Here is a 25,474-nt window from a genome sequence, read left to right as displayed (position 1 = left end):
TCCCTTCTACTGTACAATTCTTTTTAAATACCAATATGCTTCTTCTAGCCACGGATGTATAACTTTCAATGTATCTTTCCTTTCCCACAAATATGAAATATATACAAAAGCAGCTTTTTCCAAAGATTTTTCCAATCCTTTTTTTATTTCTATTAAATATGGTGGTGTCCCCTTTTGATCCCATTCTATTTTATCTGCAACAAATAAAACTAAATCCATCTTTGTTGGGTGTTTACGCAGTGTAGTATGACAACAAATTGCATCTAATACGTCTTCATCTTCTACTTTAAATATTTCTTTTGCGATTACTCTCGATAGTTTTTGATGAATAATCATAGGAAACTTTCTTTCTGCTTCCTCTATTTCTACCCCAAATTCTTCAGCAACTGCAATCCGCTCCTCGTTCGGAAAAATGCCACTAATATCATGTAAATATCCTGCAATTGCTGCTTTTTCTTTATCTACGTGAAACTTTTCTGCAATCTTTTTTGCCTTATTTGCCACACGAATTGAATGTTTATATGTAAACTCTTTATTATATTTTAGTAGAAAATCTTTAATATCATTGTCTATTTTTCCAGTTGGAGCAAATGAATATATATCATTATATAACATAGAAAATCCCCCTTATAACTAACTTTCAGTATAATGCAGAATTTAAATATCTTTGTTATTTTATATTCGTTATTAATCTTTTTACTCCTTTTTAATACGTTACATGAAATTTTATACAGAATCATTGCTACAAGTACATAAATGTTTGATATTATAGTAATGTTGATGATTTGTAAGGAAAGGAACTACAAAATGAATAAAAACATATTAATTATTGATGATGATAAAGAAATTGTTGAATTACTTGCTGTTTATTTGCGAAATGAAGGCTATAACATTTATAAAGCTTATGATGGCGATGAAGCATTGCAGAAGGTTTCTACATATGAAGTTGACCTTATGATTTTGGATATTATGATGCCAAAACGAAACGGATTAGAAGTTTGTCAGGAAGTACGTGAAAATAATACTGTACCAATTCTAATGCTTAGTGCAAAAGCAGAAGATATGGATAAAATATTAGGTCTTATGACAGGTGCCGATGATTATATGATCAAACCATTCAATCCATTAGAATTAGTAGCTAGAGTGAAAGCTTTATTACGAAGATCATCTTTCCAAAATGCTACTTCGCAAAAGAATGAAGATGGTATTATTCGTATTCGCTCTGTTGAAATACACAAACATAATCATACTGTTAAAGTAAATGGAGAGTATATTAAACTAACCTCTATTGAATTCGATATTTTATATTTACTTGCGAGTAATACAGGAAGAGTATTTAGTTCAGAAGAAATTTTCGAACGCGTTTGGAATGAAGATGGTTATGGTTCAAATAAGACGGTAATGGTCCATATTAGCAACTTACGGGATAAACTTGAAACGGTAATGAATGGAGAAAAATTTATTCACACTGTTTGGGGAGTTGGCTATAAAATTGAGAAATGAAGCATTTGATATATTAAAAGATATCCCTAAATGGAAACTTATTTTTTGGCTCTTACTAGCTATCACACTCACTCCTATTACTGAATTAATTATTTATCGCCTCGTTACGAGTGTAATTGAAAGTTCACTTACTCTAACCGAGCTCGGTAAAGAATTCATTCGAATTTTTGGTTATGAAAAGTATAAAGGGGTTAAAGAATCTTTATGGATGATGATTGTTTCTTATTTGTTTTTATTTTCTATTTTTTCATCCTATCTTTACATTTTTTATCGTCACGAGAGAAAACTTTACTATGAAACTTGTATAAAAAAAATGATAGAAGAAATTCGTTACATTGCAAATGGAAACTTCAATCATAAAGTTTCTGTTGTAAATCATAATTATTTGGAAGAGTTAGCAATCGGGATCAATGAAATTGTTGAACAATTAAAAGTCTCAATTGATGAAGAAAGACAAGCGGAACAAGCAAAGAGTGAACTTATTACAAATGTATCACATGATTTACGTACTCCCCTTACTTCTATAGTTGGATACGTAAATTTAATTCATCATGATAATTATAGAGATGAAGTGGAATTGCGATACTATATTCAAGTCATTTATGATAAAGTAACTCGTCTTAATGCATTAATGAATGACTTGTTCGAATATACACGTGTTCAAAATAAAGAGTTAAGCTTGTATTCTGTCCCCATTGATATTGTAGAGTTACTTGGACAATTAACTGTTCAATTCCGAATACAGGTTCAAGAAGCTAATATAGAATGTAGACCTTCTTTCCCATCTCAAAAGCTCATGGTATTAGCTGATGGTGACAAATTAGTGCGTGTGTTTGAAAATCTTATTATAAACGCTATCGCTTATGGAAGCGAAGGTCGCTATATTGACCTTACTGCTTATGAAAGCAATAATATGATTACAATTGATATAACAAATTACGGACAACCTATTCCTAGTACGGATTTACCTCATATTTTTGAACGTTTTTATCGCGTTGAAAAATCGCGCTCTACAAACACTGGTGGATCTGGACTTGGATTAGCAATTGCAAAAAGTATAGTCGAATTGCATAAAGGAACAATTGAAGTATATAGTGATGACGAAAAAACAACTTTCACTGTAAAACTACTCCCCTACAAAGGTTAATATCACAAATAAAAAGTTCAATTTCTTATCATATAAGAAATTGAACTTTTTCCATTAATTACAAAAAATTAATAATCCTTTATAATTCTTTAGAAATTCTTTACCTTTTCTTTCTTCCTAATTAAGCATTCTTTTTTACAATACTATTATTGATGTCATAATAGGAGGATCGCTTATGCAATTCTTAAAAAAATTCGCTATTTTATTATTATCTTTTTTCATTACTGCACTTATCGTTTTATATTTTTACCTTTATGTAAATGGTCCGATTATTCAAGCTAAATCAGCTATCTTAATAAATGCTAATTCAGGTGAAATTGTTTATAAAAAAAATGAAGAAACTCCAGTACAATCAGCTGCTTTATCTAAATTAATGACAGAATATATCGTATTGGAGCAACTAAATGATAGAAAAATACAGTTAGATGACTTCGTACAAATAAGTAACGAAGTATTCCGAGTAGAAACAAGCCCTATACAAGTAACATCGAATGATAAAACAACGGTTCGTGATTTACTTCATGCATTGCTACTGGCAGGGAATAATCGTTCTGCACTCGCTCTTGCAGAACACATTGCTGGAAATGAAGATAACTTTACAGTATTAATGAATAAAAAAGCAAAAGAACTAAAGTTATTACAACCATCTCCATTTCTAAACTCTACTGGAATTAATAATGATACAAATAAACAATCAACTACAACAGCAATAGACGTAGCTAAATTAGCAGCACGATTAATAAAAGATTTTCCAGATGTATTGAATATTACGAAACTAACCTCTTACCAATTTCCCTTCAAAGATTCCCAGGTTTTCAATACGAATAAAATGATATATTCCCTTAATGAAAACATTAAACTTCAAGGTGTTGATGGCTTACAAACTAGTTTTTCAACTAATGGTAATTATAGTTTTGTCAGTACAGCAAAACTTGAAGATACTAGACTAATTTCAGTAATATTAGATGCAGATGAAGAAAACATTTCATTTATTGAAACAAAAAAGTTGCTACAGTATGGTTTTGATCCTTCCTCGTACTCTGCACTCCAAGCTTTTAAAGACACCCTTACATCGTGGACAATATTGCTTCAGTTTAAAAATTTAATTATACAAACTATAATGATTTTTTTAATCATTACCACCTTAATGTTTTTACATATACGTCAGAAAAAATCCGAGGATTTCAATTAAGAAATCTTCTTATATATAAAAACCGACTTGCGTTTGAGATGCAAGTCGGTTTTTAATTCTATTATCCTCTTCCAATTAAATTTGCTGAAACTGGTTGCAAGTTTAACTGCCTCGCCCATATAGACAGCTGACCAATATGATGAATTTCATATCCCATGTCTTAAAACCTATGTTTTTCGAGGCATACACCCATCTCTGTTTCCGTTCATTGTGTTCGTTTGTTTAGTTTAAATGGGTTAATCTATTAATTCTATTAAATCCAACAATTTAACTATTACATATTAAAGTTCTATTCATATACTATAGTAGATTACTAGAAAGGAGGCTTAACTATGGATAGTTGCGTTGTATTTGTAAACGGACAACCTTTTTTAGTTCTTTCAGTAGCTGGTATTGAAATTGCTAGATTAGAGATTTCCCTTCAAGTAGCATTAGCTCTAAGAGTGCTTGGGATACCAATCTGTGATTAATTACCAAATTAATAAAAAAAGAGGGCATTAGCCCTCTTTTTTTATTTTCTTCTCACCTTTTCTTAACAACAAACAAAATTCAAATTTGATTAATTATAAAAAATTAAAGTACATGAACGTTACATGAAACACTTGTTAAGATCGCTGTCCTTCACACTATTTATTTCGCCGACATTATATAATCAAAGCACACGATGATTAACTTTTTATACGGCTTATTTTAAGTGTGCTAGCCAATACTTTTACTTGTATGTTCTATACACTCATTCTCTACGGTATACTGATACCAACTTATATTTTTTGATGAGAGCCCATTTCCCTATATCCCTCTTTATTCCCATGCACTTTTTTCTCAAATCCAAGCTAAATAATCTATATTGTTATCTTTTAAACTCGCCTCACTATCCGATTATATTAATAACCTATCACCTGGTAACCATTATCTAATTTATCTTCAATTGGATGGTCCATCATTTATACTTACGGATTGGCTTTTCCGTATCTATTGTGCATGGACATTAGGTTTTCTAGCATCTAGCTCATTTCTTTAAAAATGTAGGGTATTTCGTCTATTATTAAATGAATAATGTTTGGAAGGGTGATGTAATATGACAGAAATTAAAGTAGGGCTTACACAATTTTTAGACTTCACACTGAAAGGTAGTACAGCTAAAACAAACTTTATAAAAAATCTAAAATCCCAACCTGAATATCAACCAGCTTTTGATTACTGGAAACAATTACGAGAAACTGTTATTAAATTTCATCAAAACAAACTACCTTTTGAATGTTTCGAAACATTAGTACAAACGGTTGATCAGAAAAAAAAACAAAACTACATTGATGTTATAAAGCAATACAAAAAATTCATTAAAAATAAAGACATCTCCTGGTTTGATCCAGGTAAATCACATTGGAAATCAGATGATTTAATCGTCCGTTCATCACCTGAACTTGGCTTATTCATTAATAATGAGCCACATCTTATCAAACTGTTTTTCAAAGGAAAAAAAGAGCGAATTGATAAATACAACATTAACTCGACACTTACACTATTAAATGAATCAACATTTTCAAATGAACGAAACGATGTGAATTATACGGTACTTAACATCCAAAAGAACAGAATGTATACGAATAACTCTATTAATAATAATCATTTAGTAGCGCTTAAATCAGAAGCTAACCAGTTTTGTTACATATGGAATAATCTGTAAAGTTTACTATTCATCCCTTTCAATACCTTGTTGATGCATACTTTAGTTACAATTTTTACAGATTCATTCAGTTTCGTTTAATTAGGGCTCACCCTCTTATTCCTCAGAAACAATGCAGGTGGGCCTTTTTCAAAAATGGTTTCTTTGTCAGTTTTAATATACTAGCTCTCCCCCTGAAACAGCTGCAATTGAAATTATTTTTGTTTTATTATCCACTATACCCACCAAGCCCCTTTTGTTAACATAATATAATTATAAATTACTATTGTTGCTACTTCTTCCATTCATATTCTAACATACTCATTTCCCATAAATTCCAATACGTTTCTCCTACTCTTTTTGACTCTCTTAATAAGCCTTCTTTTACAAACCCTATTTTTTCGTAACAGAAAATGGCCGATGTATTAAAATCGTACACACCAAGAGTTACCCTATGTAGTTTTAATTCGTCAAAAGCAATATGAAGTACTGCTTTCATCATATGTTTTCCTATAGAACGTCCTCTCATCTTCGTATTACCAACTAATACTTTTCCAATTCTAGCGGACTTATTAATATTATCTATTTGCCCAAGCGAAATATGACCAATAACGTCTGAAGTCACTTCATCTACCACTTTGAAAGCGAGTGTATTTGCACTTTCTATATACTTCTCTAATTGCTGTTCATCTAAAGGGAATGTGAATGCATTTCCTGACCATTGTATTAGAAATTCTTCGGAGTTAATCCAATTTATTAATTGTTTAAAATCAGATTTCTTAAAGCTTTCTAGTTTAATCACTTCCTTGCTCCTTTCATACATCATGCTTTATAACCTCAAACTTATTTCTATATAAAGAATATATTCTCCTTTTATATGAAATTAAAATAAAGCCATTCATGTGAATGGCTTTACAAAAAAGCAGCATAATTATGCTTTGTTTGCTACATCAATACCATTAAAATCAAAGTCAGCAGTAACCGTTGTAACAGGTGGGAAAATTGCTTCAATTTTACAAATGGAAATAATTACTCCAACCGATCCAGGAATAGCCGCAAGCCTAACTAGATCACAACTTACAGACGAAACAGTACCTACATAAGTACGTCCCTCTGTATTAATTTGAACTGTTCGATTAATTAATTTCTTAAGTTCATCTCTAATTCCTTGTACACAAGAATTATCACATTTCTCATGCTGTTCTTTTTTACACTCTTCGAATACTTCCCAACAATCATCTTGTTTACATGTACACTTCTTTTTACAATTATTAAATCGAGAACCCAATACCTCACCCCCTAATCCTTTCTATTAGTAAAGTATGTCCACTAGCTTAAAAGGGTACGAGGCAAACACATAAAAAGAAAAAAAACAAACAATTGTACTATACTTTCTTTTCATTATTCATTATAAAAACAGACTTCTCCTAATTAAAAGCTTGTTTAATGAGCGGCCGTGAATTTAGTCCTACTCCATTTAATGTTTAGACACCACTTTCTAAAACAAATCTTTTTTCTTTTAAATAAGACGCACCTTAAAAACACACTAGATTTTTCCATTAACTCACATATACATAGACTTTATTTGTGGATTTTTCCTTTGTTATTGTGAAATATACATTTAAAAAAGCGTACTCGAAAATAAGATATTATTTGTAATCAGAACGCTTTCTTCAACAAATGTTTATTGGAAAACACCATAACTAGTAGTAGTTCTCTCCACTATCTCTTAAAAATTAGCATGGTTTGTATGAACTCTATATCGAGTAGAAAACACTCTATCATATAAAGATAAAATAGTAGGTTAATAAACAAGCCATTTTTTTATTAAAACATAGAATAATATGAACACTATTGAAAGGAGGTAGAAATGAATGTCTTGGAAAAATGATTGCTGGAGTTCTCAGAAAAAGCATTGTTGTGATGATTGGTGGAAATCTAAAGAAAAGCATCATTGTGATGATGATTGGAGTTCTCAGAAAAAGCATTGTAATGATGATTGGTGGAAATCTAAAGAAAAGTGTCATCGTGACGATGATTGGTGGAAATCTAAAGAAAAGTGTCATCGTGACGATGATTGGTGGAAATCTAAAGAAAAGTGTCATCGTGATGATGATTGGGGTTCTAAACGAAATAAGTGTCGTTGTAAATGTTTCTTTATTTGTTGCCATTGTAAAAGAAAAAATTGGTAATTTTTTTTATGTCAACGTAAAGGAAAGAATATGGCTTTTGGAACCAATCGGGCTTTTCCGGAAAGTTAATCCCACACCTACTTCCTTACTTTCGCTGAATTTTTAGGTGGGGGCATTACTGCCCGGCAAATAGTGAAATAAATACTAGAATGTAATATATAAAAAGCTGACTGAGTATAGTCAGCTTTTTATATATTAACACGTAAAGGTTTAAACCGGCATATAAGCAGTCGCGCTTTGTCATCACCTTGTTGTTGTAAATTAGTATTTCTCCATTGAATAGACATTCCATAATATCGTATTTTGATTAAAACAAAAAACATACTTAACACCAATAGTAGAATTTTTCTTCTTCATCAAATTCACTTCTTTTCTTTTTATTAACATAAAAAAGGAGCTCTGTTTATATAGAGCTCCTTTCTAATTTTATAATTTACTAGACTGTAACCCTTGAATAAACGGTACTACTTCAGGATTTACAAGTGACGACAAATCACCTAATTCTTTTCCTAAATAAGCTGCTTTAATAACACGGCGCATTACTTTAGAATTACGTGTTTTCGGTAAATCTTCTACAACGTGGATGTCTTTAGGACACAACGCTTTTCCAATATGTGAGTTTACTAAACTCATTAATTCTTTCTTTAAATCTTCTGTAAATATTACCCCTTCTCGTAATACAGCAAAGCAATGACAAACTTCACCTTTCACTTCGTCAGGTACACCAATTGCAGCAGCTTCGATTACATCGTTATGTTTCACAAGAATAGATTCATATTCAGCAGGTCCAATACGTTTACCTGCAATATTTAACGTATCGTCTGAACGCCCTGTGATGATATATTGTTCACCATCGTAAATGACCCAGTCACCGTGGACCCATTTATTTTCAAAACGCGACCAATATGTGTTCACGTAACGTTCATCATCTTCCCAGAAGCTTTTCGTCATACCTACCCAAGGTTTTTCTAAGCATAATTCTCCGACTTCATCTCGAATTGGTTTACCTTGATCATCCAGTACGACAGCTGCCATTCCTGGTAAAGATGCGTTAAAACTAATCGGTGCGATTGGCTTAATAAGAACATTACCGAAAATCCCACCTGAGATTTCAGTTCCACCTGAGTAGTTACAGATTGGAACATTTCCTTTTCCAACTGTTTCAAACAGCCACATCCATGGATCAGGATTCCAAGGTTCTCCTGTTGATGCGAATACTTCCAAACTCTTTAAAGAATGTTTATTGACATACTCATCACCTTTTGCCATTAATGCTCGGATTAACGTTGGCGAAATACCTAGATGAGTAATTTCATATTTATCAACTGTCTCCCATAACCGGTCTGCTTCTGGGAAGTCTGGAACACCTTCGTACATAACCATCGTTGCTCCATTAATGAGTGAACCGAATAATAGAAACGGCCCCATCATCCAGCCCATATCAGTTACCCATAATACACGATCACCTTGTTTAATATTCATTCCAAATCCTGCATCAAAAGCTGCTTTCAAAGGAAATCCTGCATGCGTGTGTACTGTTCCTTTCGGCTTACCAGTCGTTCCTGATGTATAAATGAGCATTAATGGATCATCACTTTGCATTTCTTCGGCATGTATGAATGGTTTTTCTTTTTCTAGCGTACTCCACGAAAAGTCATAGTTATGTGGTGTAAAATCATTTCCTGCATGACGAACGATTACCACTTTTTCAACAGTTGGGCAATGTTCACAAGCTTTATCTACTTCATCTTTTAAAGAAACAATTTTTCCTCGGCGTGAAAATCCATCTGCGGTAATAATCATTTTTGAACCTGCCGCTTGCACACGTGTCATGACTGCATCAGACGCAAAGCCTGAGAATATTGGTGAAATAATTGCACCGATTTTCATTACAGCTAGCATCGCAACAACTGTTTCTGGAATCATCGGCATATAAATTGTTACACGGTCACCTTTCTCAATACCCGCGTGTTTCAAACCATTTGCAACACGGCTTACCCAGTTATCAAGCTCTTCATATGTAAATGATTTTGAAGTTCCATTTTCCCCTTCGTACTGAAGTGCTGGCTGTATTCTCGTTTCTTCATCCGCAAGCCAGCGGGATAAAGCTGATTCTACAACGTTACATGTTCCGCCATTATACCACTGTGCAAACGGTGTACCATTTTCTAAATCTAACACTTCTGTATAAGGTTTCATCCATTGATAGCCTACTGCTTTTTCTGCCTCTCCCCAAAACCAAGCTGTTTCCTCAATAGATTTATTATAAAAAGTTTCATAGTCTTCATATCCCAATGATTTCATCCAACCATATAAACGTGTTTTTTCCTTATACTCTTCTGTTGGAAACCAAACTGCTTGTTTCAATGTTTTCCCCTCCTTAACTTTTTGAGCAAGAAAGCCCTAATTAGGGCTTTTAAACTGGATATACAGGATGTTTACGATCCGTGAATAATTGATATTTACTCATATACATTTCGAAACGTCCTTTTAACTCTTCACGTAAATTGTTTGGATGAACAATACCATCAATCACCATCTCTGATGCTAAGTGGTATATATCAATATCTTTCTTATACTCTTCACGTTTTTCAGCAATGAAGCTAGCGCGCTCTTCTTCTGGTAAAGCTGCAATTTTATTTGCATATACAGCATTAACCGCAGCTTCTGGACCCATTACCGCAATAGAGGCTGTCGGTAATGCCAGGCAGCAATCTGGTTCAAATGCTGGACCTGCCATCGCATATAAACCAGCGCCATATGCTTTACGAACAACGATAGAAATCTTCGGTACAGTTGCTTCACTCATTGCAGAAATCATTTTTGCACCGTGACGAATAATACCAGCACGCTCTACTTTTGTACCAATCATAAATCCTGGTACATCCGCAAGGAATAATAATGGAATATGATATGCATCGCATAAATTAATAAACTTAGCAGCTTTATCAGCTGAATCGTGAAATAATACACCCCCCTTCATACGCGGCTGATTTGCAATAATACCAACTGGCTTACCATCAATACGTGCTAAGCCTGTAATTAGCTCTTGAGCAAATAATTTTTTTACTTCATAGAATGAACCTTCATCAATAACTCTATTAATGAGATCTTTCATATTGAAAGGAGCATTTTGATTTTCTGGAATGATTTGTTCTAACGTTTTATCGAATTGTTTCGGTTCTTGAGGTGTAACCAATGGAGTCTTTTCTAAGTAGTTGTTTGGAAAATATGAAATGTATTGTCTTGCTTGTGTAATCGCATCTTCTTCTGTCTTACATAAAACATCTCCGCATCCTGATACAGAGCAATGCATACGAGCTCCGCCCATCTCTTCTAAAGTTACCTTCTCACCGATAACCATCTCAGCCATACGAGGAGATCCTAAATACATAGATGCATTTCCTTCTACCATCATTACAACGTCACAAAAGGCTGGAATATATGCACCACCAGCAGCAGAAGGTCCAAATAATAAACATACTTGAGGAACTTTACCTGATAATTTCACTTGATTATAGAAGATTCTTCCTGCACCGCGGCGCCCTGGGAACATTTCTACTTGATCTGTAATACGCGCTCCAGCAGAGTCGACTAAATAAAATAACGGAACACGTAATTTTTCAGCTGTTTCTTGAATACGTAAAATCTTTTCAACTGTGCGTGATCCCCATGATCCAGCTTTTACAGTAGAATCATTAGCCATTACACACGCAGTACGACCATGTATTTTACCCGTTGCAGTTACAACGCCGTCCGCAGGTAAGCCTGTTTGTTCACAGTTAGCAAATAATGCATCTTCTACATATTCGCCATTATCAAATAGAAGCGCTAAACGATCTCGAACAAATAATTTTCCTTTTGCTTTATTTTGTTCATGATATTTCGGTGCCCCGCCTTGTTTAATCGTTTCAACACGTTCTTCAAATGAATTAGATTGTTGTTTTTGGTCTAACATATTTACTCCCCCTTATACATCGGTTTACGTTTTTCTTTGAATGCCTGTAATCCTTCTATTCGATCTTTCGTATGGATTACACCTTCATACGCTTGTTTTTCCATTTGTAATCCGGTATGTAAATCAACTTGAATACCATTTGAAATTGCCTCTTTTGCTAATCGAACAGCAATAGGTCCATTACTAGCAATTTTCTCTGCTATTTCAATCGCTTTCTCTTCAAGTAAATTAGCTGGTACAACAAATTCTACTAAACCATATTCTTTTGCTTCTTGCGCTGAAATACGTCTACCTGTATAAATTAATTCTTTCGCTCTACCAACTCCAATTAATCTTGGTAAGCGCTGTGTACCACCTGCTCCTGGTATAATTGCAAGTGTCGTTTCAGTAAGACCAAGACTTGCAGATTCAGCAGCAATTCTAAAATCACAAGCTAAACTTAATTCCGTACCACCACCAAGTGCGATTCCATTTATAGCAGCAATAACTGGCTGTGGTAATTGTTCAACCATCTCCATAGTAGTGCGAATCATACTAACAGCATGACGAACTTGTTCTTCATTCATATCGGCACGCTCTTTTAAATCTGCACCAGCACAAAATGCTTTTTCACCAGCACCAGTCAAAATAACTACACGTGCGCTTGAATCTTCACTTATTTGAGTTAATATAGTTTGTAATTCATCTAATAATGCCAAAGATAATGAGTTTGCTTGTCTCGCACGATTTAACGAAATCTTTACTACGTGAGGTGTTACGTAATCAACGGAAATGTTTTGTAATTGTAGCATCTACTCACCTACTTATCGTTTTATGTTGAAGCGCTCTATACACATGACTCGGTAATTGGATATTTAACTTACTTTGAATAAATTGACTAGCTCTCAATAACTTTTCTTCGTCTATATTCGTTTGGACTCCTAATTTATGGAGCATATGTACTAGGTCATCAGTAGCAACATTACCTGATGCTCCTGGTGCATAAGGGCAGCCCCCAAGTCCACCACAAGAACTATCAAACGTTGTAATACCGTATTCTAATGATTTAACTACATTCGCTAGAGCCATTCCATACGTATTATGAAAATGCATTGCAAACTGCGAAGCATCATACTTCTTTAATAGGTGTTCTAATACTTGTTCTACTTGTAATGGATTCGCTACACCGATTGTATCCCCAAGAGAAACTTCATAAATGCCGTATGAAAATAGTTGATTACATAATTCGTCAACTGCTGTAGCACTTATATCCCCTTCATAAGGACATCCAAATACAGTAGAAACATAGCCTCTTACCTTTTTCCCTTCGAATAATGCCTGTTTTGTTATATCTTCAATTACAACTAATGCTTCTTTAATCGATTTATTAATATTACTTTTATTATGAGATTCACTTGCTGATAAAAAAACATTCACCTCATCTACATTTTGCAAAAAAGCTCGTTCCAAACCATTTTGATTCGGAACAAGCGCAGCATATGTAACATTTGGATCCCTTTTCAGCTCAGAAAATACATCATTTGCATCTGCTAATGCAGGGACCCATTTTGGGTGAACGAATGAGGAAACTTCAACATACGACAATCCTGCTTCTGTAAGTAGTTGAATCCATTTTACTTTATCTTTTGTGCCAACAATCTTTTTTTCATTTTGTAAGCCATCACGTGGCCCGACTTCTTTAATGACAGCAAAATTAGGTAGTTTCAATTCGCTTCCCCCTATATCTCCCTATTCAATTTCTAATAATACATCTCCTTCATTTACAAAATCGCCTTCTTGCACATTAATTTTCATAACTGTGCCGGCTTCTTCTGAAATGATTGGAATTTCCATTTTCATAGATTCCAAAATGACGACATCCTGCTCTTCCTCTACTGTATCTCCTACTCCTACAACAATCTTCCAAACGTTTCCTGCCATCGATGCGTATACTTTCGTCATCATTTTTTCCCCCTTAATATTGTTAAATCTTATTTTTTAACGAGTTGTTTCGTTACAAAACCCGTTGTATAAATACCCTCTTTGAACACTTCGTCTTCCAAAACTTGCAGTAGCATTGGCGTGTTCGTTTTAATACCTTCTACTTTTAATTCTTCTAGAGCATCATGTAATTTCGAAATTGCTTCTTCACGAGTCTCGCCATGTGCAATGACTTTCGCAATCATTGGATCATAGAAAGGTGTAATCGTTACATGATTTTCTAAGAAGTGATCGATCCGTACATTTGACGGTAATGTTAAATTTGTAATTTTCCCAGGTGATGGGAAGAATGTTTTCGGATCTTCTGCATAAATACGAGCTTCAATGGCATGACCACTACGTTTTACATCATCCTGAGTAAATGATAGTTTCTCTCCACTTGCGATAAGAAGTTGCTGTTCTACAAGGTCTAATCCCGTAATTTCTTCTGTCACTGGATGCTCTACTTGTAATCTCGTATTCATCTCTAAGAAATAGAAGTTCTTCTGATCATCTACAAGAAACTCAACTGTACCTGCATTTGTATAGCCAAGTGCTTTGGCAGCTTGTACAGCAACTTCTCCCATTGCCTTTCGTGTACCTTCATCTAAAAATGGTGAAGGTGCTTCTTCGATTACTTTTTGATTTCGGCGCTGCACCGAACATTCACGCTCCCATAAATACACTGTGTTACCATGTGTATCTGCTAAAAGCTGAATTTCAATATGATGCGCGTCTGCTATATATCGCTCTAAATACATTTCTCCGTTACCAAAAAAGTTTTGCGCTCTTGTTTTATTACTTTCAAACGCTTTGGTGAGCGTTTGCTCAGTTTCCATCAACTGCATACCAATGCCTCCGCCGCCTGCGGATGCCTTAAGCATTAATGGATAACCAATTTGTTTTGCAATTTCAATTGCTTCTTCAGCAGTTTCAATATTTGTAGTAATACCTGGGACTACTGGGACATCTGCTGCTTGCATTGCGATACGTGATTCGATTTTACTTCCCATCTTCGTAATGATTTCTTCTGAAGGACCGATAAATACGATTCCTTCTTCTTTGCAACGAACCGGAAAAGACGGATTCTCTGATAATAAACCATAACCTGGATGAATCGCTTCTGCATTTGTCTTCTTAGCTATTTCAATAATTTTTTCAAGGTTTAAATAACTTTCTTGAACACGCGGTCCACCTACTAAGTAAGCTTCATTTGCCATCTTCACATGAAGGGCATTTTCATCTGCTTCAGAATAAATAGCAACAGTGCGTATGCCAAGTTTTTGACAAGTTTTCATAATACGAACAGCAATTTCCCCGCGATTCGCAATTAATATTTTTTGAAACATAGTGATTCCTCCCTTTTATCTACATCCTAAATGTCTAGCAATTACGAGACGTTGAATTTCAGAAGTTCCTTCACCAATTTCTAATAGTTTCGCATCACGAATATGTCGTTCAACTTCATATTCACGCATATAACCATATCCACCATGAATCTGTACTGCTTGATTCGCAATACGGCTTGCTGCTTCCGATGCAAATAGTTTTGCCATTGCCGCTTCTTTGCCGAAAGGTTTATCGTTATCTTTTAACCAAGCTGCTTTATGTACTAAATTGCGTGCTAGCTCTACTTCAGTCGCCATATCAGCTAATTTAAATTGAATCGCTTGGAAATTAGAGATTGACTTTCCAAATTGTTGACGTTCTTTCGCATATTGCAATGCACGTTCAAAGGCTGATTGCGCAATACCAACTGCCAATGCTGCGATTGAAATACGCCCTCCATCAAGTGTATATAAAAATTGTTTAAAACCTTTATTTACATCACCAAGAATATTTTCTTTCGGTACACGCACACCATCAAGTACGATTTCACAAGTATTAGAAGCACGAACACCCATCTTATCGTATGGACTTGAAATCGTTAATCCTTCACTAGTAGTAGGCACGATAAATGCAGAAATACGTTTTCTACCATTCTCTTCAACGCCATTGACAGCGGTTACAATAATTGTATTTGCATACTCTGCGTTTGTAATCCAACACTTCTCACCACTGATTACATACTCATCGCCATCTAATACCGCTTTCGTTTGAGTACCACCTGCATCAGATCCAGCATTCGGCTCCGTTAATCCGAAGGCACCTAATGTTTTACCTGACGCCATTGGAACTAAATACTTTTGTTTTTGTTCTTCTGTACCGAAATAATAAATTGGAGAAGCACCTAATGAAATTGTTGCAGCATAGCTTAAACCAGTGCCACCACAAGCGCGACCAATTTCTTCAACTGCTAACGCATACGATACCGTATCGCCACCTGAACCTCCATACTCTTCTGGGAATGGGATGCCTAGTAATCCTAGTTCGCCCATTTTTTGAAATGTTTCATATGGAAACTCTGCAGTTTTGTCATAATATACAGCTTTCGGTGCGATTTCCTTTTCAGCAAAGTCACGTACCATTTCTTTAATCATTTGTTTTTCGCGAGTTAGAGTAAATTCCATTCCGCTACACACCCCTTATCGAATATTGAGTTTCGACAGCGTGCGAGTTTCTACTACAAACATAACAACTTAAAAGACAAGAATATTAGTTAGACAATTGCTATAATTCTGTCATAACTTAATTTTAAAACAGATTCTGTACTAATGCACAAAAAAATTCCTACATTGTTCTACAACAACATAGGAGGTTTTGTGTCGAATTATGTAATTTATTGTTTAATAATCTCTACCTTTTCCGGAATCAGAAATTTCTACTAATGCTTCAGGATATGGTTCGAAATATGTTTGTCTTAATAAATACTTTTCATCAAATCGAATAGCCCATGATTTTAAAATTGTAAGTAAACTACTAAGTGGTATTTTCTTTTCTGCATACTTTTGTAACAGTTCTATAAAATGATCTTTTTCTTGTTTTTTTAACTTTGTTTTAAAATATCCAAAAATGTGCTCGCATACATTTACATTCGATGTATAACGGGGCGCACGCATAAATAATTCATATAAAGTCTTCTCATAGTTTTCAAATACCACTTCAATCTTTTCATTTTTTTGATTTGCAATTATACGACCTAATTCCTTTTGTTTCACCTGATTATATGCCATAAATAAATATTTATTATCCGACTGAAACGATACAAGTTCTTTCATATTTTTATTGTGTTTAATCATTTTGTAATATGCGATTGTAAATAGCCTTGTAAAGAAATGCTCTCTAATAATAAAATTCGACAATCTACCTTCCTCTTCAATAGGAAGATGCGAAAATTTTTTTACTACTGCTCCGCCAAATAAGCCAGCTCCTTTTCCCTTTGCTGGCGCTTTTTCAAAACCAGAATAAATTTTCACATCACGCGTACCACAACTTGGTGAACGATTCTTTAAAATAAAACCATCCACATCCGGTATCGTTTGTAAAAAGTCATTTGAAAACTGCTCCATTTTTTCAGTTACATCTTCTCGTGTCGACGGTTGCACAAGTCTATTCTCACCATTTTCTTCTACAATTCGTATCGTTTCACGAGGAGTCCCCAATCCAATCTCGACTTCTGGACAAACAGGTATAAATGTAACAAATGGCTGCAAATTTCGTATTGTTACATCTGGAATCATCTCTCCATTATAACGACAAGCATCAAATTCTAAACATTTACTTACGACGATTGTAGGTTTTGCAAATTGTCGCATCTTATTACCTCCTTATTACTAGTCCGTATAATATAAATTGTACTAAGATTAACATTTTAAGCAAAGTTTGATTCAGTTATTTTTATGAGAAATATAAATCCAATGATACATTAACAATCATTCAACTCTATTTTCTATAAATGTGCGCCCTATTAATGAGGGTTTAGATATTGTGAAATGAATAATACACACATGCTTCGGAGAAATTAATGATTAAGAAAGGAGGGATTGTTATGAAAAAGAAATTATCATCTATTTTAAGTGTTTTAACACTATCTATTATGTTTTTAGGTACATCTACGCAAGCTGAATACGATGGAAATAATATGAATAGAGTTAATAACACTGATATTTCAACTCGAGTAAATGACAATAACTTAGACAGAGTTAATAATGATGTAAGAACTCGAAATGTAAATACAACAAATGATTTAAATGATAATCGTGATAAAAATAATAATTGGGCTTGGCTTGGTTTATTAGGACTAGCAGGATTATTAGGTCTTAGAAGAAGAGACAAAGAAACACGCTGATTTAGAATGTTTTTAGTAAACAAGCACTTATTTATCAAAAATATATAATGAAAATAAATCGCCTTTTTAAAGGCGATTTATTTTTACTTAAAAGTAATGTATGTAATTCACACTTCAACGATTAAATTCGTGGAGTTAATCCATACAATATAAATTGAATCGTATTTTCAATTTCCGCTTCATCATTCCATTTTTCTTCAGGCAATAATAAAAATCGTGTTAATAATAAACCTAATACAGCTGATAAAGTAAGACGTAGTACGGAAGATGGTGGTATCTCAATAATTTCCCCTTCTTCTTGAAATTTCACAATCAACTTTTTGAAATGTGAAAACAGTTCTGTTTCTACTAATTGCTGTATTTCATTTTTCAGTTCTGGTTGGAATGGCACCTCTTGAATTAATATTTTTATCATAGGAAAGTGTTTTTGAGCAAATTTAAACCTATTATGAATTACAACCCTTAAAAGTCCTTCGTATGATTCATACTCCGATTTAAATATTTCTTTTGCAAAGGTTTGTACGAAAAATGGTGCAGCGAACTTAGTTAAAGTTGGCATTACGACCGCTAGTAATAAATCTTTTTTCGTCTTATAGTAGCGGAAGATTGTTCCTTCCGCTACACCAGCCCGTTTTGCAATTTCACTTGTTGAAGTTGAAGCGTATCCTTTTTCTCCAAACATATCAACAGCCGCCTCTAATATTCGCATTTGACGTTCATTTCGTTTATCCGTATTAGTTGCAGCTATTAATTCCTCCAGCCAATCCTTCTGCATTTATAAAGCTCCTTTTTGTCATTATTATATTTTGCGATGTTTCTTTAAAGCAAATACGTTTCCTACTGCAAATAATATTGAAAAAAGTAATAATACAGTAAGATCTAATGCAATCTCTGTAAACCCTTGATTCCGAATCATCACTTGTCTCATTGCGTCAGCGCCGTATGTGAGTGGAAATACTTTCCCTAACATTTGTAGCCACTTGTTCATAGATTCCAATGGAAACAATCCAGAAAAGAAGATTTGTGGCACAATAACAAGCGGTATAAATTGAATCATTTGAAATTCATTATTTGCGTATGCCGATAAAAACGTACCTAATGTTAGTGCAGTTAAAGAGAGCATACATGTAATAAGTAGCGTTAGCCATATGGAGCCAGCTACGTATAAATCTAAAATATAAACGGAAAAGCTTACGATAATAATGGATTGTATAAAGGCAAAGATTCCAAAACCAATAATATAACCTGCGACTATTTCCCATCTTCTTACTGGGGTGGATAATAACCTTTCTAGCGTACCACTTAAACGTTCTCTTACGAAAGATACACCTGATAATATAAATACAAAGAAAAATGTAAAGAAACCAATTAATACAGGACCAAGCCCATCAAACATCGTAAAGTCTTTAGAGCCATGTAAATAATTTACTTCAGGTTTCATAATCGATACATCATTCTTCTCTGTGCTTTTTTGCAATACTTGAAGTACAGCACGATTTTTTGACGAATCACTACCTTCCAACAGAAGTTTCATTTTTCCATTCTCTATACGAAATACTGCATCTACCTTTTGTTTTTCCAACTCAGAAATCGCCTTTTCCTTACTGTATTCATAAATTGACGCTTCTTGATTTTTCATCATTTTTACTATTTGAGCAGGCATATCAACAACAGCAATTTGCGGTATATAGTCTTTCTGTGTAAACACTAGTGACAAAAGCCAAAGTAATAGCATCGGTGCTCCAAACATCATTGCTAACGAACGCTTATCTCGAAAAAATTGACGAATAATACGTATAATTACACCAGTAACTCTCATGATGGCACCACCTCTTCCAGCAAAAAGACATCTTCAATCCGTCCAGATGACACGCGTTTTTTCAATTCTTCAGTTGTTCCAACCGCAACTAGTTTCCCTTCTCTAATTAATCCTAGACGCTCACAAAATTCAGCTTCATCCATAATGTGCGTCGTTACAATAATCGTTGTGCCTTTCTTTTTAAGATCATAAAATTTTTCCCAAATCGTTTTCCTAAGAAGCGGATCTATCCCCACTGTAGGCTCATCTAAAATTAATATTTCTGGTTCATGGAGGAGTGCTATTGCTAATGATAAGCGTTTTTTCATTCCACCTGAAAATTGTTGTACTTGCTTTTTCATATACTGTGACAATTGTACAAGTTCAAAAACCTCTGCAATTCTTGTCTTTTTACTTTTTCCCTTTAATCCATACATCGTTGCTATAAAATCTGCATTTTCATATGCTGACAATTCTTCATATAATGCATCCGCCTGGGCCATATAACCAATTCGTTTCATTTCATTTAAATTAGGCATATTAGTATTATTAACAAGCACTTCACCTTTCGTTGCCTCATTAATACCTGCAATCATTTTAATGAGCGTTGTTTTCCCCGATCCAGAAGGTCCAACAAAACCAAAAATCTCTGCTTTTTCAACTTGCAATGAAAGATTGTGTAACACTTCTTTTTTCCCAAAACTTTTTGATACAGTCCGTAAAATAATTGAAGGTTGTTGCACGTTTCATCCTCCTTTTCCAATAAAATGAGTGAGTACTCACTTTTATTTTACCCTTGCTTAATTATATGTCAAACTTCATTGATTAGTATGTATGTTCAATCAACGATATTAAACAATGAAACAGAGTCGACATTAGAATTTCATTTCCTAAAGTCGACTCTGTTTCATTTAAACTATAAATTTCACTTTACGTTTTTAAATTCATATACTTCCGAATTCTAGCAACGTCTAAAGAATATTCAATAACTAATTGCTGTAACGGTAAAATAACTGTGTCAGGATATAAATGGGCATATTGTAATGTTTCTGCATATTTTTCTAACCTTTTTTCTAAATATTTTATTATTTGATCAGGATGACTTACTAATAAACATTTACAATAATAATGTATTTGTTCCTCAATCGCCGTGTATTCTTCAATTTCATATTCTTTATGCATGTGTACACCCCTTTAAGTTTTTTACATGAATTACTTATCACAATTTTCACTCGACAAATTTTAAGTTTTTTGATTATTTACACTATAACAAACACTCAGGGTCAAATTTTGTTACTTTATGTAACGTAGAAAATTTTTAACAAAATTGTAATGTTAACTCCCGCAAAATACATAAAGCCCCTTTACTCATTATTGTATAAAAAAATCGTACAGCTTAATTTAGCTGCACGACTACAATCTCTGGCCTATTCAAAATTCTTTGCGGAATGATACTATTTCCTAATCCTCTACTCACTACCATTGATGTATTTTGTTCTACATATAAACCTGCTGTATATTTAGGTAAAACACCTTGATTTGGCGCAACTAATCCACCGATAAATGGCAATCTAACTTGCCCTCCATGAGCATGTCCCGATAAAACCAAATCCAACCTCTCATTCGTATATTCCTTTATAAATTCAGGCCGATGGGATAATAATACATTATATTTATCTGGCTGCATTTCAATTTTCGCTTTTTTAATTTCATCTATTATAATATTTCCTTCATCACGGTTTCCAGTAACAAACTCTGGATCATCAATACCTAGCAAGTTTATTTCTTGCTCACCCTTTCGAATGCCTACATGTTCATTCCTTAAAACATTGACATCATATTTCTTCAACTCTTTTTCTAAATTGTTATACTTTCCAGACCATTGTTCATGGTTTCCTGTCACAAAATATACAGGATACTTCTTTACAATTTCTCGTATTAATTGCATACTAACTTCTGCATCGTATGATTTACTGTCAATTAAATCACCCGTAATCGCAATAATATCTGGGTCTATACTTTTTATTTTTTGAATTAACACATCTTGATTATCGCCAAATTTTTTATTGTGTAAGTCTGAAATTTGTAGAATTTTATACCCTTTAAAAGAGGATGGTATTTTACTAGAGGTTATTTTAACCTCAGTTATACTTATTAAATTGTTCTGTAAATATAAAAAGATTGTAAAACCTACTAATATACAAATAATCATTACGATTCTATTAATCTTTTTTTTCATATTTTCTCCTTTATATTCTCATCAAACACTTCTATATGCTAACTGAATTATATTATACTTTCTTGAAATTTATTTAAATTAATAAAATAATACAGTACATAAAATTTCATATGAGATACGTCATAATATATATTCGTTATATTTTTACTTTTACCTTTTTAATAATACGAACACAAAAACGACTCTTATCACACGAAAAGAGTCGTTTTCTAACTTTATACTTTTAATACTTTTATGTTAAAAATGCGAAAACTAAAATACTATTACCTAAGAGCCTTAACTATAACTTCAGTTGCCTCTGCAATGAGTTGATTATCATAGGTAGCCTCTTTCTCATCTTTACTAGATAAAATTGCGATGATAATTGGTGCTCTATTCGGAGGCCAAACGATAGCAATATCATTTCTTGTCCCGTAACTACCAGCACCTGATTTATCTCCAACTACCCAGTCAGTTGGTACGCCTGCACGAATAAGTTTGTCCCCTGTAGCATTTCCTTTCATCCACTCTGTAAGAATTTTACGTTTTTCAGCTGGAAGTGCATTTCCGACCGTAAAAGCTTTAAGATTCGTAGCAATAGCTTTCGCTGTACTAGTGTCACGAATGTCTCCTGGAATAGCTTCGTTTAATTCTGTTTCAAAGCGATCAGACATAGTAATCCGATCCCCCATATGCCTAAGCGCTTTTTCATATCCTTTCGGTCCGCCTATTTTATTAAATAAAATGTTCCCTGCAGTATTATCACTTGAACGAACAGCAGCCTCAGCAATTTCTCCTAGTTTCATTCCAGTATCTACATGTTTCTCTGTAACAGGTGAATAATCCACTAAGTCTTCTTTCGTAAATGTGATTACTTCATTTAATGTATCAATTGAGTTTTGCTGTAGTAATACTCCTGCAGCTAAAGCCTTGTAGGTTGATGCGAAGGCAAATCTTTCGTTAGGTCGATAAGAGATTGTTTGATTTGTACCAGTATCAATCGCATATACACCTAATCGAGCATCAAATTTTTTCTCAAGTTGAGAGAACTCTTTATGCGTCGCCTGATTTTTATGTTTCACTTGTCCAGTCTTTTCTTTCGCTTCAACTTGCAGTGCCCCTCCTGTAAAAGCTTCTAGGCTTGTAATACTTAAACCTAATATACCAACGCATATTCCTATTTTTAGCATCCTCTTATTTTTCAAAATCATCATTCCTTCCAAATTTTTAGCACCTTTTTATACGTACACATAATAGACAATCACCGAACCAAATTTGTTCCATAAACTAAAAAAATTATAGCTAGTATGAGAGTTATTAACAAAATAAGAGATAGTAGCTACGACGCCTCTATCTCTTATTTCATATTTCATTTTTTTACTTATAAATGGCTTTATATGAACAGGGTCTTTCCCTGAGAAAAGTACTCTAATTTTGCTTAGAACTACCTGTACTAGTAGCTTCACCATGTATGCGTTGCTGTTTTAAATCAAAGTATACATCTAATACTTCCTTTCCGATTATAGAATTAATTCCATTTTTATCATCATGAAGCCATGGAACTACTACGGAAAATGCTACTTCTGGATTATCATATGGAGCATATCCAACTAACGTTAAGTTGTAACATTCCATACGTTCTCCTTTTGCATTTCTACCAATCGGGTCATCTCCACCATATACAGTTTGGGCTGTTCCTGTCTTTCCTGCTGGTTTATATGGCGCGTTTTTGAAATATTTCACGCCAGTTCCATCACCTTCTTGGAATACCCATCTAAACCCTTCTTTTATCCGATCAATATGTTCTTTCTTCATATCAATTCGATTTAATACGACAGGCTCTATGGAACGTATAACTTTGCCAACCTCTTCTTTTATTGATTGTTCTCGTATTTCTTGTACAATTTGAGGTTGCATTCTATAACCACCATTCGCAATCGTTGAAATATATTGCGCTAATTGCAACGGCGTATACGTATCATACTGACCGATAGAAAAATCTAGTAAAAACCCAGGTTGACTATCTACTTTTCTCGTTTGTCCAATTATTTCATTCGGTAAATCAATACCTGTTGGGACACCTAAACCAAATTGCTTGAAATAATAGCGCATCGTATCAAATGCTCCTTGTTTAATATCCAATGAGCCATTTGGTACGTAATTAACTCCCGCAATTTTTAAAGCTGTCTGGAACATGTATACATTCGAAGATACTTGTAAAGCCCGTAAATCATTAATATTACCAAATCCGGATACATTCCACGATTTCTTAGCTTGTGTACCTTTAAATTTCATCGGCGCGTCATAAAATTGATCTCCTGGATGTATTGCGCCTGTCTCATATCCAGTTAATAAAGTGGCACCTTTTACAGCTGACCCTAGCTCATACGAAGTTGTCATGTTTCCTAATGCCAAATCCTCAACTTCTATTTTCCCTTCTTTTTCTACAATCTTTTTGCCTGCCATTGATAAAATTTGTCCGTTATTTGGATTAGTCATGACAACAAAAGCTCGATCGAGCAGTGGCTCTGAACTCTTAAAAGCTCTCAAGTTTTTCTCTATACTTTCTTCCACTTTCTTTTGTAATTCCATATCAATCGTTAATGTTAAACTATTACCACTTTTTCCTTTAGAGATTATTTCTGTGCTAACAATGTTTCCTGATTTATCAGTAATATTTTTCACTTCTTCTTTTGTGCCGTGTAATACATCTTCATATCGTTGTTCAATATAACTTTTTCCAACACGATCATTACGGTTATATCCACGTACTAAATAAGAATCTAAATTTTCTTTCGGTAATCCTTCTTCACTACTCGTAATATTTCCTAATACAGAACGAAATAAATTACCGTTTACATAATTACGTTCCCAATCAACAGTTGCATCTACTCCTGGAAAATTCGCAAGATTTTCGCTTATCCGCGCATACTCTTCATCTGTTACATCTTTTTTAATGATTTGTGGTGTTAGTTGATAACCTGAACTCATTTTACTTTTAATAGCTAACACCTTTAAATCTTGTGCTGTTAATTCTGCTAATTCTACCTCTGTAACACGACCTCGTCTTAAGTCTTCTATTTTTTTATCTAACTCTTTTCCCTCTATACCCTTTTCTTTAAACTTTTCTATATCTTTCTTAGTAATCTTTGTCTCCGCACGTTTCGAATTCAACTGCATCCAAAAATCTTTTTTATCGATATCTGTTAATTTATTTATATCTTGTTCAGGCATTTCAAGTACTTTCGCCAAGTCTTTTGCTGTTTTTAAAATATCTTCACTCGTAATTCCCTTCACCCTTGTATACGTAATTGTGCGAAGAGATTTATTATTAACAACTGTTTTCCCTTCTCGATCTAAAATTTGTCCACGTGGAACTGGAATACTAGTTATTGCATTTTGACTACTTTCCACTTGGTTCTTATAAGCCTCTCCCTCAACGATTTGTACCTTTCCTAGCTGCATAATAATAGCTGAGAATAGTACAAATATGCAAAGGAACATTATATTTAATCGAATAGATATATATGTCTTCTGCTTCTTGCCTTTTTGTTCTTTCATAAATCCTCCATTTAATCTTTTCAGAAATTGCTACAAATACTAAAAGCATTCC

At 33.9% G+C, this 25,474-nt stretch carries 25 protein-coding genes and 1 pseudogene; 7 read left to right on the top strand and 19 right to left on the bottom strand.

The window, feature by feature from the left end; all coding sequences use genetic code 11:
• Positions 1–6 precede the first annotated feature (6 nt).
• Positions 7–615, bottom strand: a complete 609-nt coding sequence (gene yqeK / locus ACLBXA_RS18395) for a bis(5'-nucleosyl)-tetraphosphatase (symmetrical) YqeK (protein ID WP_098506502.1) — start codon at positions 613–615, stop codon at positions 7–9.
• Between the two features lie 192 nt (positions 616–807).
• On the opposite strand from yqeK, the gene ACLBXA_RS18390 reads away from it, so the two are divergent.
• From ACLBXA_RS18390 to ACLBXA_RS18380, 3 genes are all read left to right on the top strand, one after another.
• Positions 808–1,503, top strand: a complete 696-nt coding sequence (locus ACLBXA_RS18390; RefSeq protein ID WP_001038808.1) for a response regulator transcription factor — start codon at positions 808–810, stop codon at positions 1,501–1,503.
• On the top strand, positions 1,493–2,650 hold the full coding sequence (locus ACLBXA_RS18385) for a sensor histidine kinase (protein WP_098425356.1): 1,158 nt from the start codon (positions 1,493–1,495) through the stop codon (positions 2,648–2,650). The genes ACLBXA_RS18390 and ACLBXA_RS18385 overlap by 11 nt, the downstream gene beginning before the upstream one ends.
• Before the next feature lie 175 nt (positions 2,651–2,825).
• Positions 2,826–3,842 (top strand): D-alanyl-D-alanine carboxypeptidase family protein, encoded by a 1,017-nt coding sequence (locus tag ACLBXA_RS18380; protein WP_426827784.1) that lies wholly within the window; start codon positions 2,826–2,828, stop codon positions 3,840–3,842.
• A gap of 61 nt (positions 3,843–3,903) precedes the next feature.
• Here ACLBXA_RS18380 and ACLBXA_RS18375 read toward each other — a convergent pair.
• Positions 3,904–3,993, bottom strand: a pseudogene (locus tag ACLBXA_RS18375) (DinB family protein); the annotation flags it as partial.
• A 181-nt stretch (positions 3,994–4,174) separates the two neighbouring features.
• Here ACLBXA_RS18375 and ACLBXA_RS18370 point away from each other — a divergent pair.
• Both ACLBXA_RS18370 and ACLBXA_RS18365 read left to right on the top strand, forming a co-directional pair.
• A complete protein-coding gene (locus ACLBXA_RS18370) occupies positions 4,175–4,312 on the top strand; it encodes a DUF3956 domain-containing protein (RefSeq protein WP_000376554.1) in 138 nt (45 codons plus the stop codon).
• 608 nt (positions 4,313–4,920) lie between these two features.
• Positions 4,921–5,529, top strand: coding sequence for a hypothetical protein (locus ACLBXA_RS18365; RefSeq protein WP_000136050.1), 609 nt, complete (start codon positions 4,921–4,923; stop codon positions 5,527–5,529).
• Positions 5,530–5,800: 271 nt separating this feature from the next.
• On the opposite strand, the gene ACLBXA_RS18360 is transcribed toward ACLBXA_RS18365, so the two are convergent.
• Together ACLBXA_RS18360 and ACLBXA_RS18355 are read right to left on the bottom strand one after the other, a co-directional pair.
• Positions 5,801–6,334 (bottom strand): GNAT family N-acetyltransferase, encoded by a 534-nt coding sequence (locus ACLBXA_RS18360; RefSeq protein WP_000990084.1) that lies wholly within the window; start codon positions 6,332–6,334, stop codon positions 5,801–5,803.
• Positions 6,335–6,439: 105 nt separating this feature from the next.
• Entirely contained in the window at positions 6,440–6,796 is a 357-nt protein-coding gene (locus ACLBXA_RS18355; RefSeq protein ID WP_000535572.1) for a hypothetical protein, read from the bottom strand.
• 599 nt (positions 6,797–7,395) lie between these two features.
• On the opposite strand from ACLBXA_RS18355, the gene ACLBXA_RS18350 reads away from it, so the two are divergent.
• Positions 7,396–7,806, top strand: coding sequence for a hypothetical protein (locus tag ACLBXA_RS18350; RefSeq protein ID WP_447617368.1), 411 nt, complete (start codon positions 7,396–7,398; stop codon positions 7,804–7,806).
• Between the two features lie 320 nt (positions 7,807–8,126).
• Here ACLBXA_RS18350 and ACLBXA_RS18345 read toward each other — a convergent pair whose 3' ends face one another.
• From ACLBXA_RS18345 to ACLBXA_RS18310, 8 genes are all read right to left on the bottom strand, one after another.
• Positions 8,127–10,067, bottom strand: a complete 1,941-nt coding sequence (locus tag ACLBXA_RS18345) for an AMP-binding protein (RefSeq protein WP_098832876.1) — start codon at positions 10,065–10,067, stop codon at positions 8,127–8,129.
• A 49-nt stretch (positions 10,068–10,116) separates the two neighbouring features.
• Positions 10,117–11,658 (bottom strand): acyl-CoA carboxylase subunit beta, encoded by a 1,542-nt coding sequence (locus ACLBXA_RS18340; protein WP_063675383.1) that lies wholly within the window; start codon positions 11,656–11,658, stop codon positions 10,117–10,119.
• Between the two features lie 2 nt (positions 11,659–11,660).
• Positions 11,661–12,449, bottom strand: a complete 789-nt coding sequence (locus tag ACLBXA_RS18335; RefSeq protein ID WP_000939799.1) for an enoyl-CoA hydratase — start codon at positions 12,447–12,449, stop codon at positions 11,661–11,663.
• Positions 12,450–12,453: 4 nt separating this feature from the next.
• Positions 12,454–13,365, bottom strand: a complete 912-nt coding sequence (gene mvaB, locus ACLBXA_RS18330) for a hydroxymethylglutaryl-CoA lyase (protein WP_000775428.1) — start codon at positions 13,363–13,365, stop codon at positions 12,454–12,456.
• 21 nt (positions 13,366–13,386) lie between these two features.
• The gene (locus tag ACLBXA_RS18325; protein ID WP_001987345.1) at positions 13,387–13,602 is read right to left on the bottom strand and encodes an acetyl-CoA carboxylase biotin carboxyl carrier protein subunit; all 216 of its coding nucleotides are present in this window, start codon (positions 13,600–13,602) and stop codon (positions 13,387–13,389) included.
• A gap of 26 nt (positions 13,603–13,628) precedes the next feature.
• Complete coding sequence (locus ACLBXA_RS18320) at positions 13,629–14,966, bottom strand: acetyl-CoA carboxylase biotin carboxylase subunit (RefSeq protein WP_000486743.1); 1,338 nt, start codon at positions 14,964–14,966, stop codon at positions 13,629–13,631.
• A 15-nt stretch (positions 14,967–14,981) separates the two neighbouring features.
• Positions 14,982–16,127: an acyl-CoA dehydrogenase gene (locus ACLBXA_RS18315; RefSeq protein ID WP_000397282.1), complete on the bottom strand. Its 1,146-nt coding sequence runs from the start codon at positions 16,125–16,127 to the stop codon at positions 14,982–14,984.
• Positions 16,128–16,343: 216 nt separating this feature from the next.
• Positions 16,344–17,312: a YbgA family protein gene (locus tag ACLBXA_RS18310; protein WP_001248638.1), complete on the bottom strand. Its 969-nt coding sequence runs from the start codon at positions 17,310–17,312 to the stop codon at positions 16,344–16,346.
• A 233-nt stretch (positions 17,313–17,545) separates the two neighbouring features.
• Here ACLBXA_RS18310 and ACLBXA_RS18305 point away from each other — a divergent pair, with 233 nt between their 5' ends.
• Positions 17,546–17,845 (top strand): WGxxGxxG family protein, encoded by a 300-nt coding sequence (locus ACLBXA_RS18305; RefSeq protein ID WP_000728159.1) that lies wholly within the window; start codon positions 17,546–17,548, stop codon positions 17,843–17,845.
• Between the two features lie 121 nt (positions 17,846–17,966).
• Here the strand turns inward: ACLBXA_RS18305 and ACLBXA_RS18300 are convergent, their stop codons facing one another.
• The 7 genes from ACLBXA_RS18300 to ACLBXA_RS18270 form a co-directional block, all read right to left on the bottom strand.
• The gene (locus tag ACLBXA_RS18300) at positions 17,967–18,620 is read right to left on the bottom strand and encodes a TetR/AcrR family transcriptional regulator (protein ID WP_001168192.1); all 654 of its coding nucleotides are present in this window, start codon (positions 18,618–18,620) and stop codon (positions 17,967–17,969) included.
• Positions 18,621–18,644: 24 nt separating this feature from the next.
• Positions 18,645–19,664 (bottom strand): ABC transporter permease, encoded by a 1,020-nt coding sequence (locus ACLBXA_RS18295; RefSeq protein ID WP_001266715.1) that lies wholly within the window; start codon positions 19,662–19,664, stop codon positions 18,645–18,647.
• On the bottom strand, positions 19,661–20,386 hold the full coding sequence (locus tag ACLBXA_RS18290) for an ABC transporter ATP-binding protein (protein WP_001187074.1): 726 nt from the start codon (positions 20,384–20,386) through the stop codon (positions 19,661–19,663). Before ACLBXA_RS18290 ends, ACLBXA_RS18295 begins: the two co-directional genes overlap by 4 nt.
• A gap of 187 nt (positions 20,387–20,573) precedes the next feature.
• Positions 20,574–20,825, bottom strand: coding sequence for a hypothetical protein (locus tag ACLBXA_RS18285; protein ID WP_000548621.1), 252 nt, complete (start codon positions 20,823–20,825; stop codon positions 20,574–20,576).
• A gap of 214 nt (positions 20,826–21,039) precedes the next feature.
• Positions 21,040–21,882, bottom strand: a complete 843-nt coding sequence (locus ACLBXA_RS18280; protein WP_000727189.1) for a metallophosphoesterase — start codon at positions 21,880–21,882, stop codon at positions 21,040–21,042.
• Between the two features lie 263 nt (positions 21,883–22,145).
• The gene (bla, locus tag ACLBXA_RS18275) at positions 22,146–23,072 is read right to left on the bottom strand and encodes a class A beta-lactamase Bla1 (RefSeq protein WP_041487946.1); all 927 of its coding nucleotides are present in this window, start codon (positions 23,070–23,072) and stop codon (positions 22,146–22,148) included.
• A gap of 217 nt (positions 23,073–23,289) precedes the next feature.
• Positions 23,290–25,422 carry a peptidoglycan D,D-transpeptidase FtsI family protein gene (locus ACLBXA_RS18270; RefSeq protein WP_000662990.1) on the bottom strand — a complete coding sequence of 711 codons (2,133 nt, stop codon included), beginning with the start codon at positions 25,420–25,422 and terminating at the stop codon, positions 23,290–23,292.
• Positions 25,423–25,474: the final 52 nt, after the last annotated feature.

This window comes from Bacillus sp. D48C (assembly GCF_053345735.1).
The sequence above is the reverse complement of the archived record's forward strand: the minus strand, read 5'-3'. Positions and strand labels throughout refer to the sequence as shown.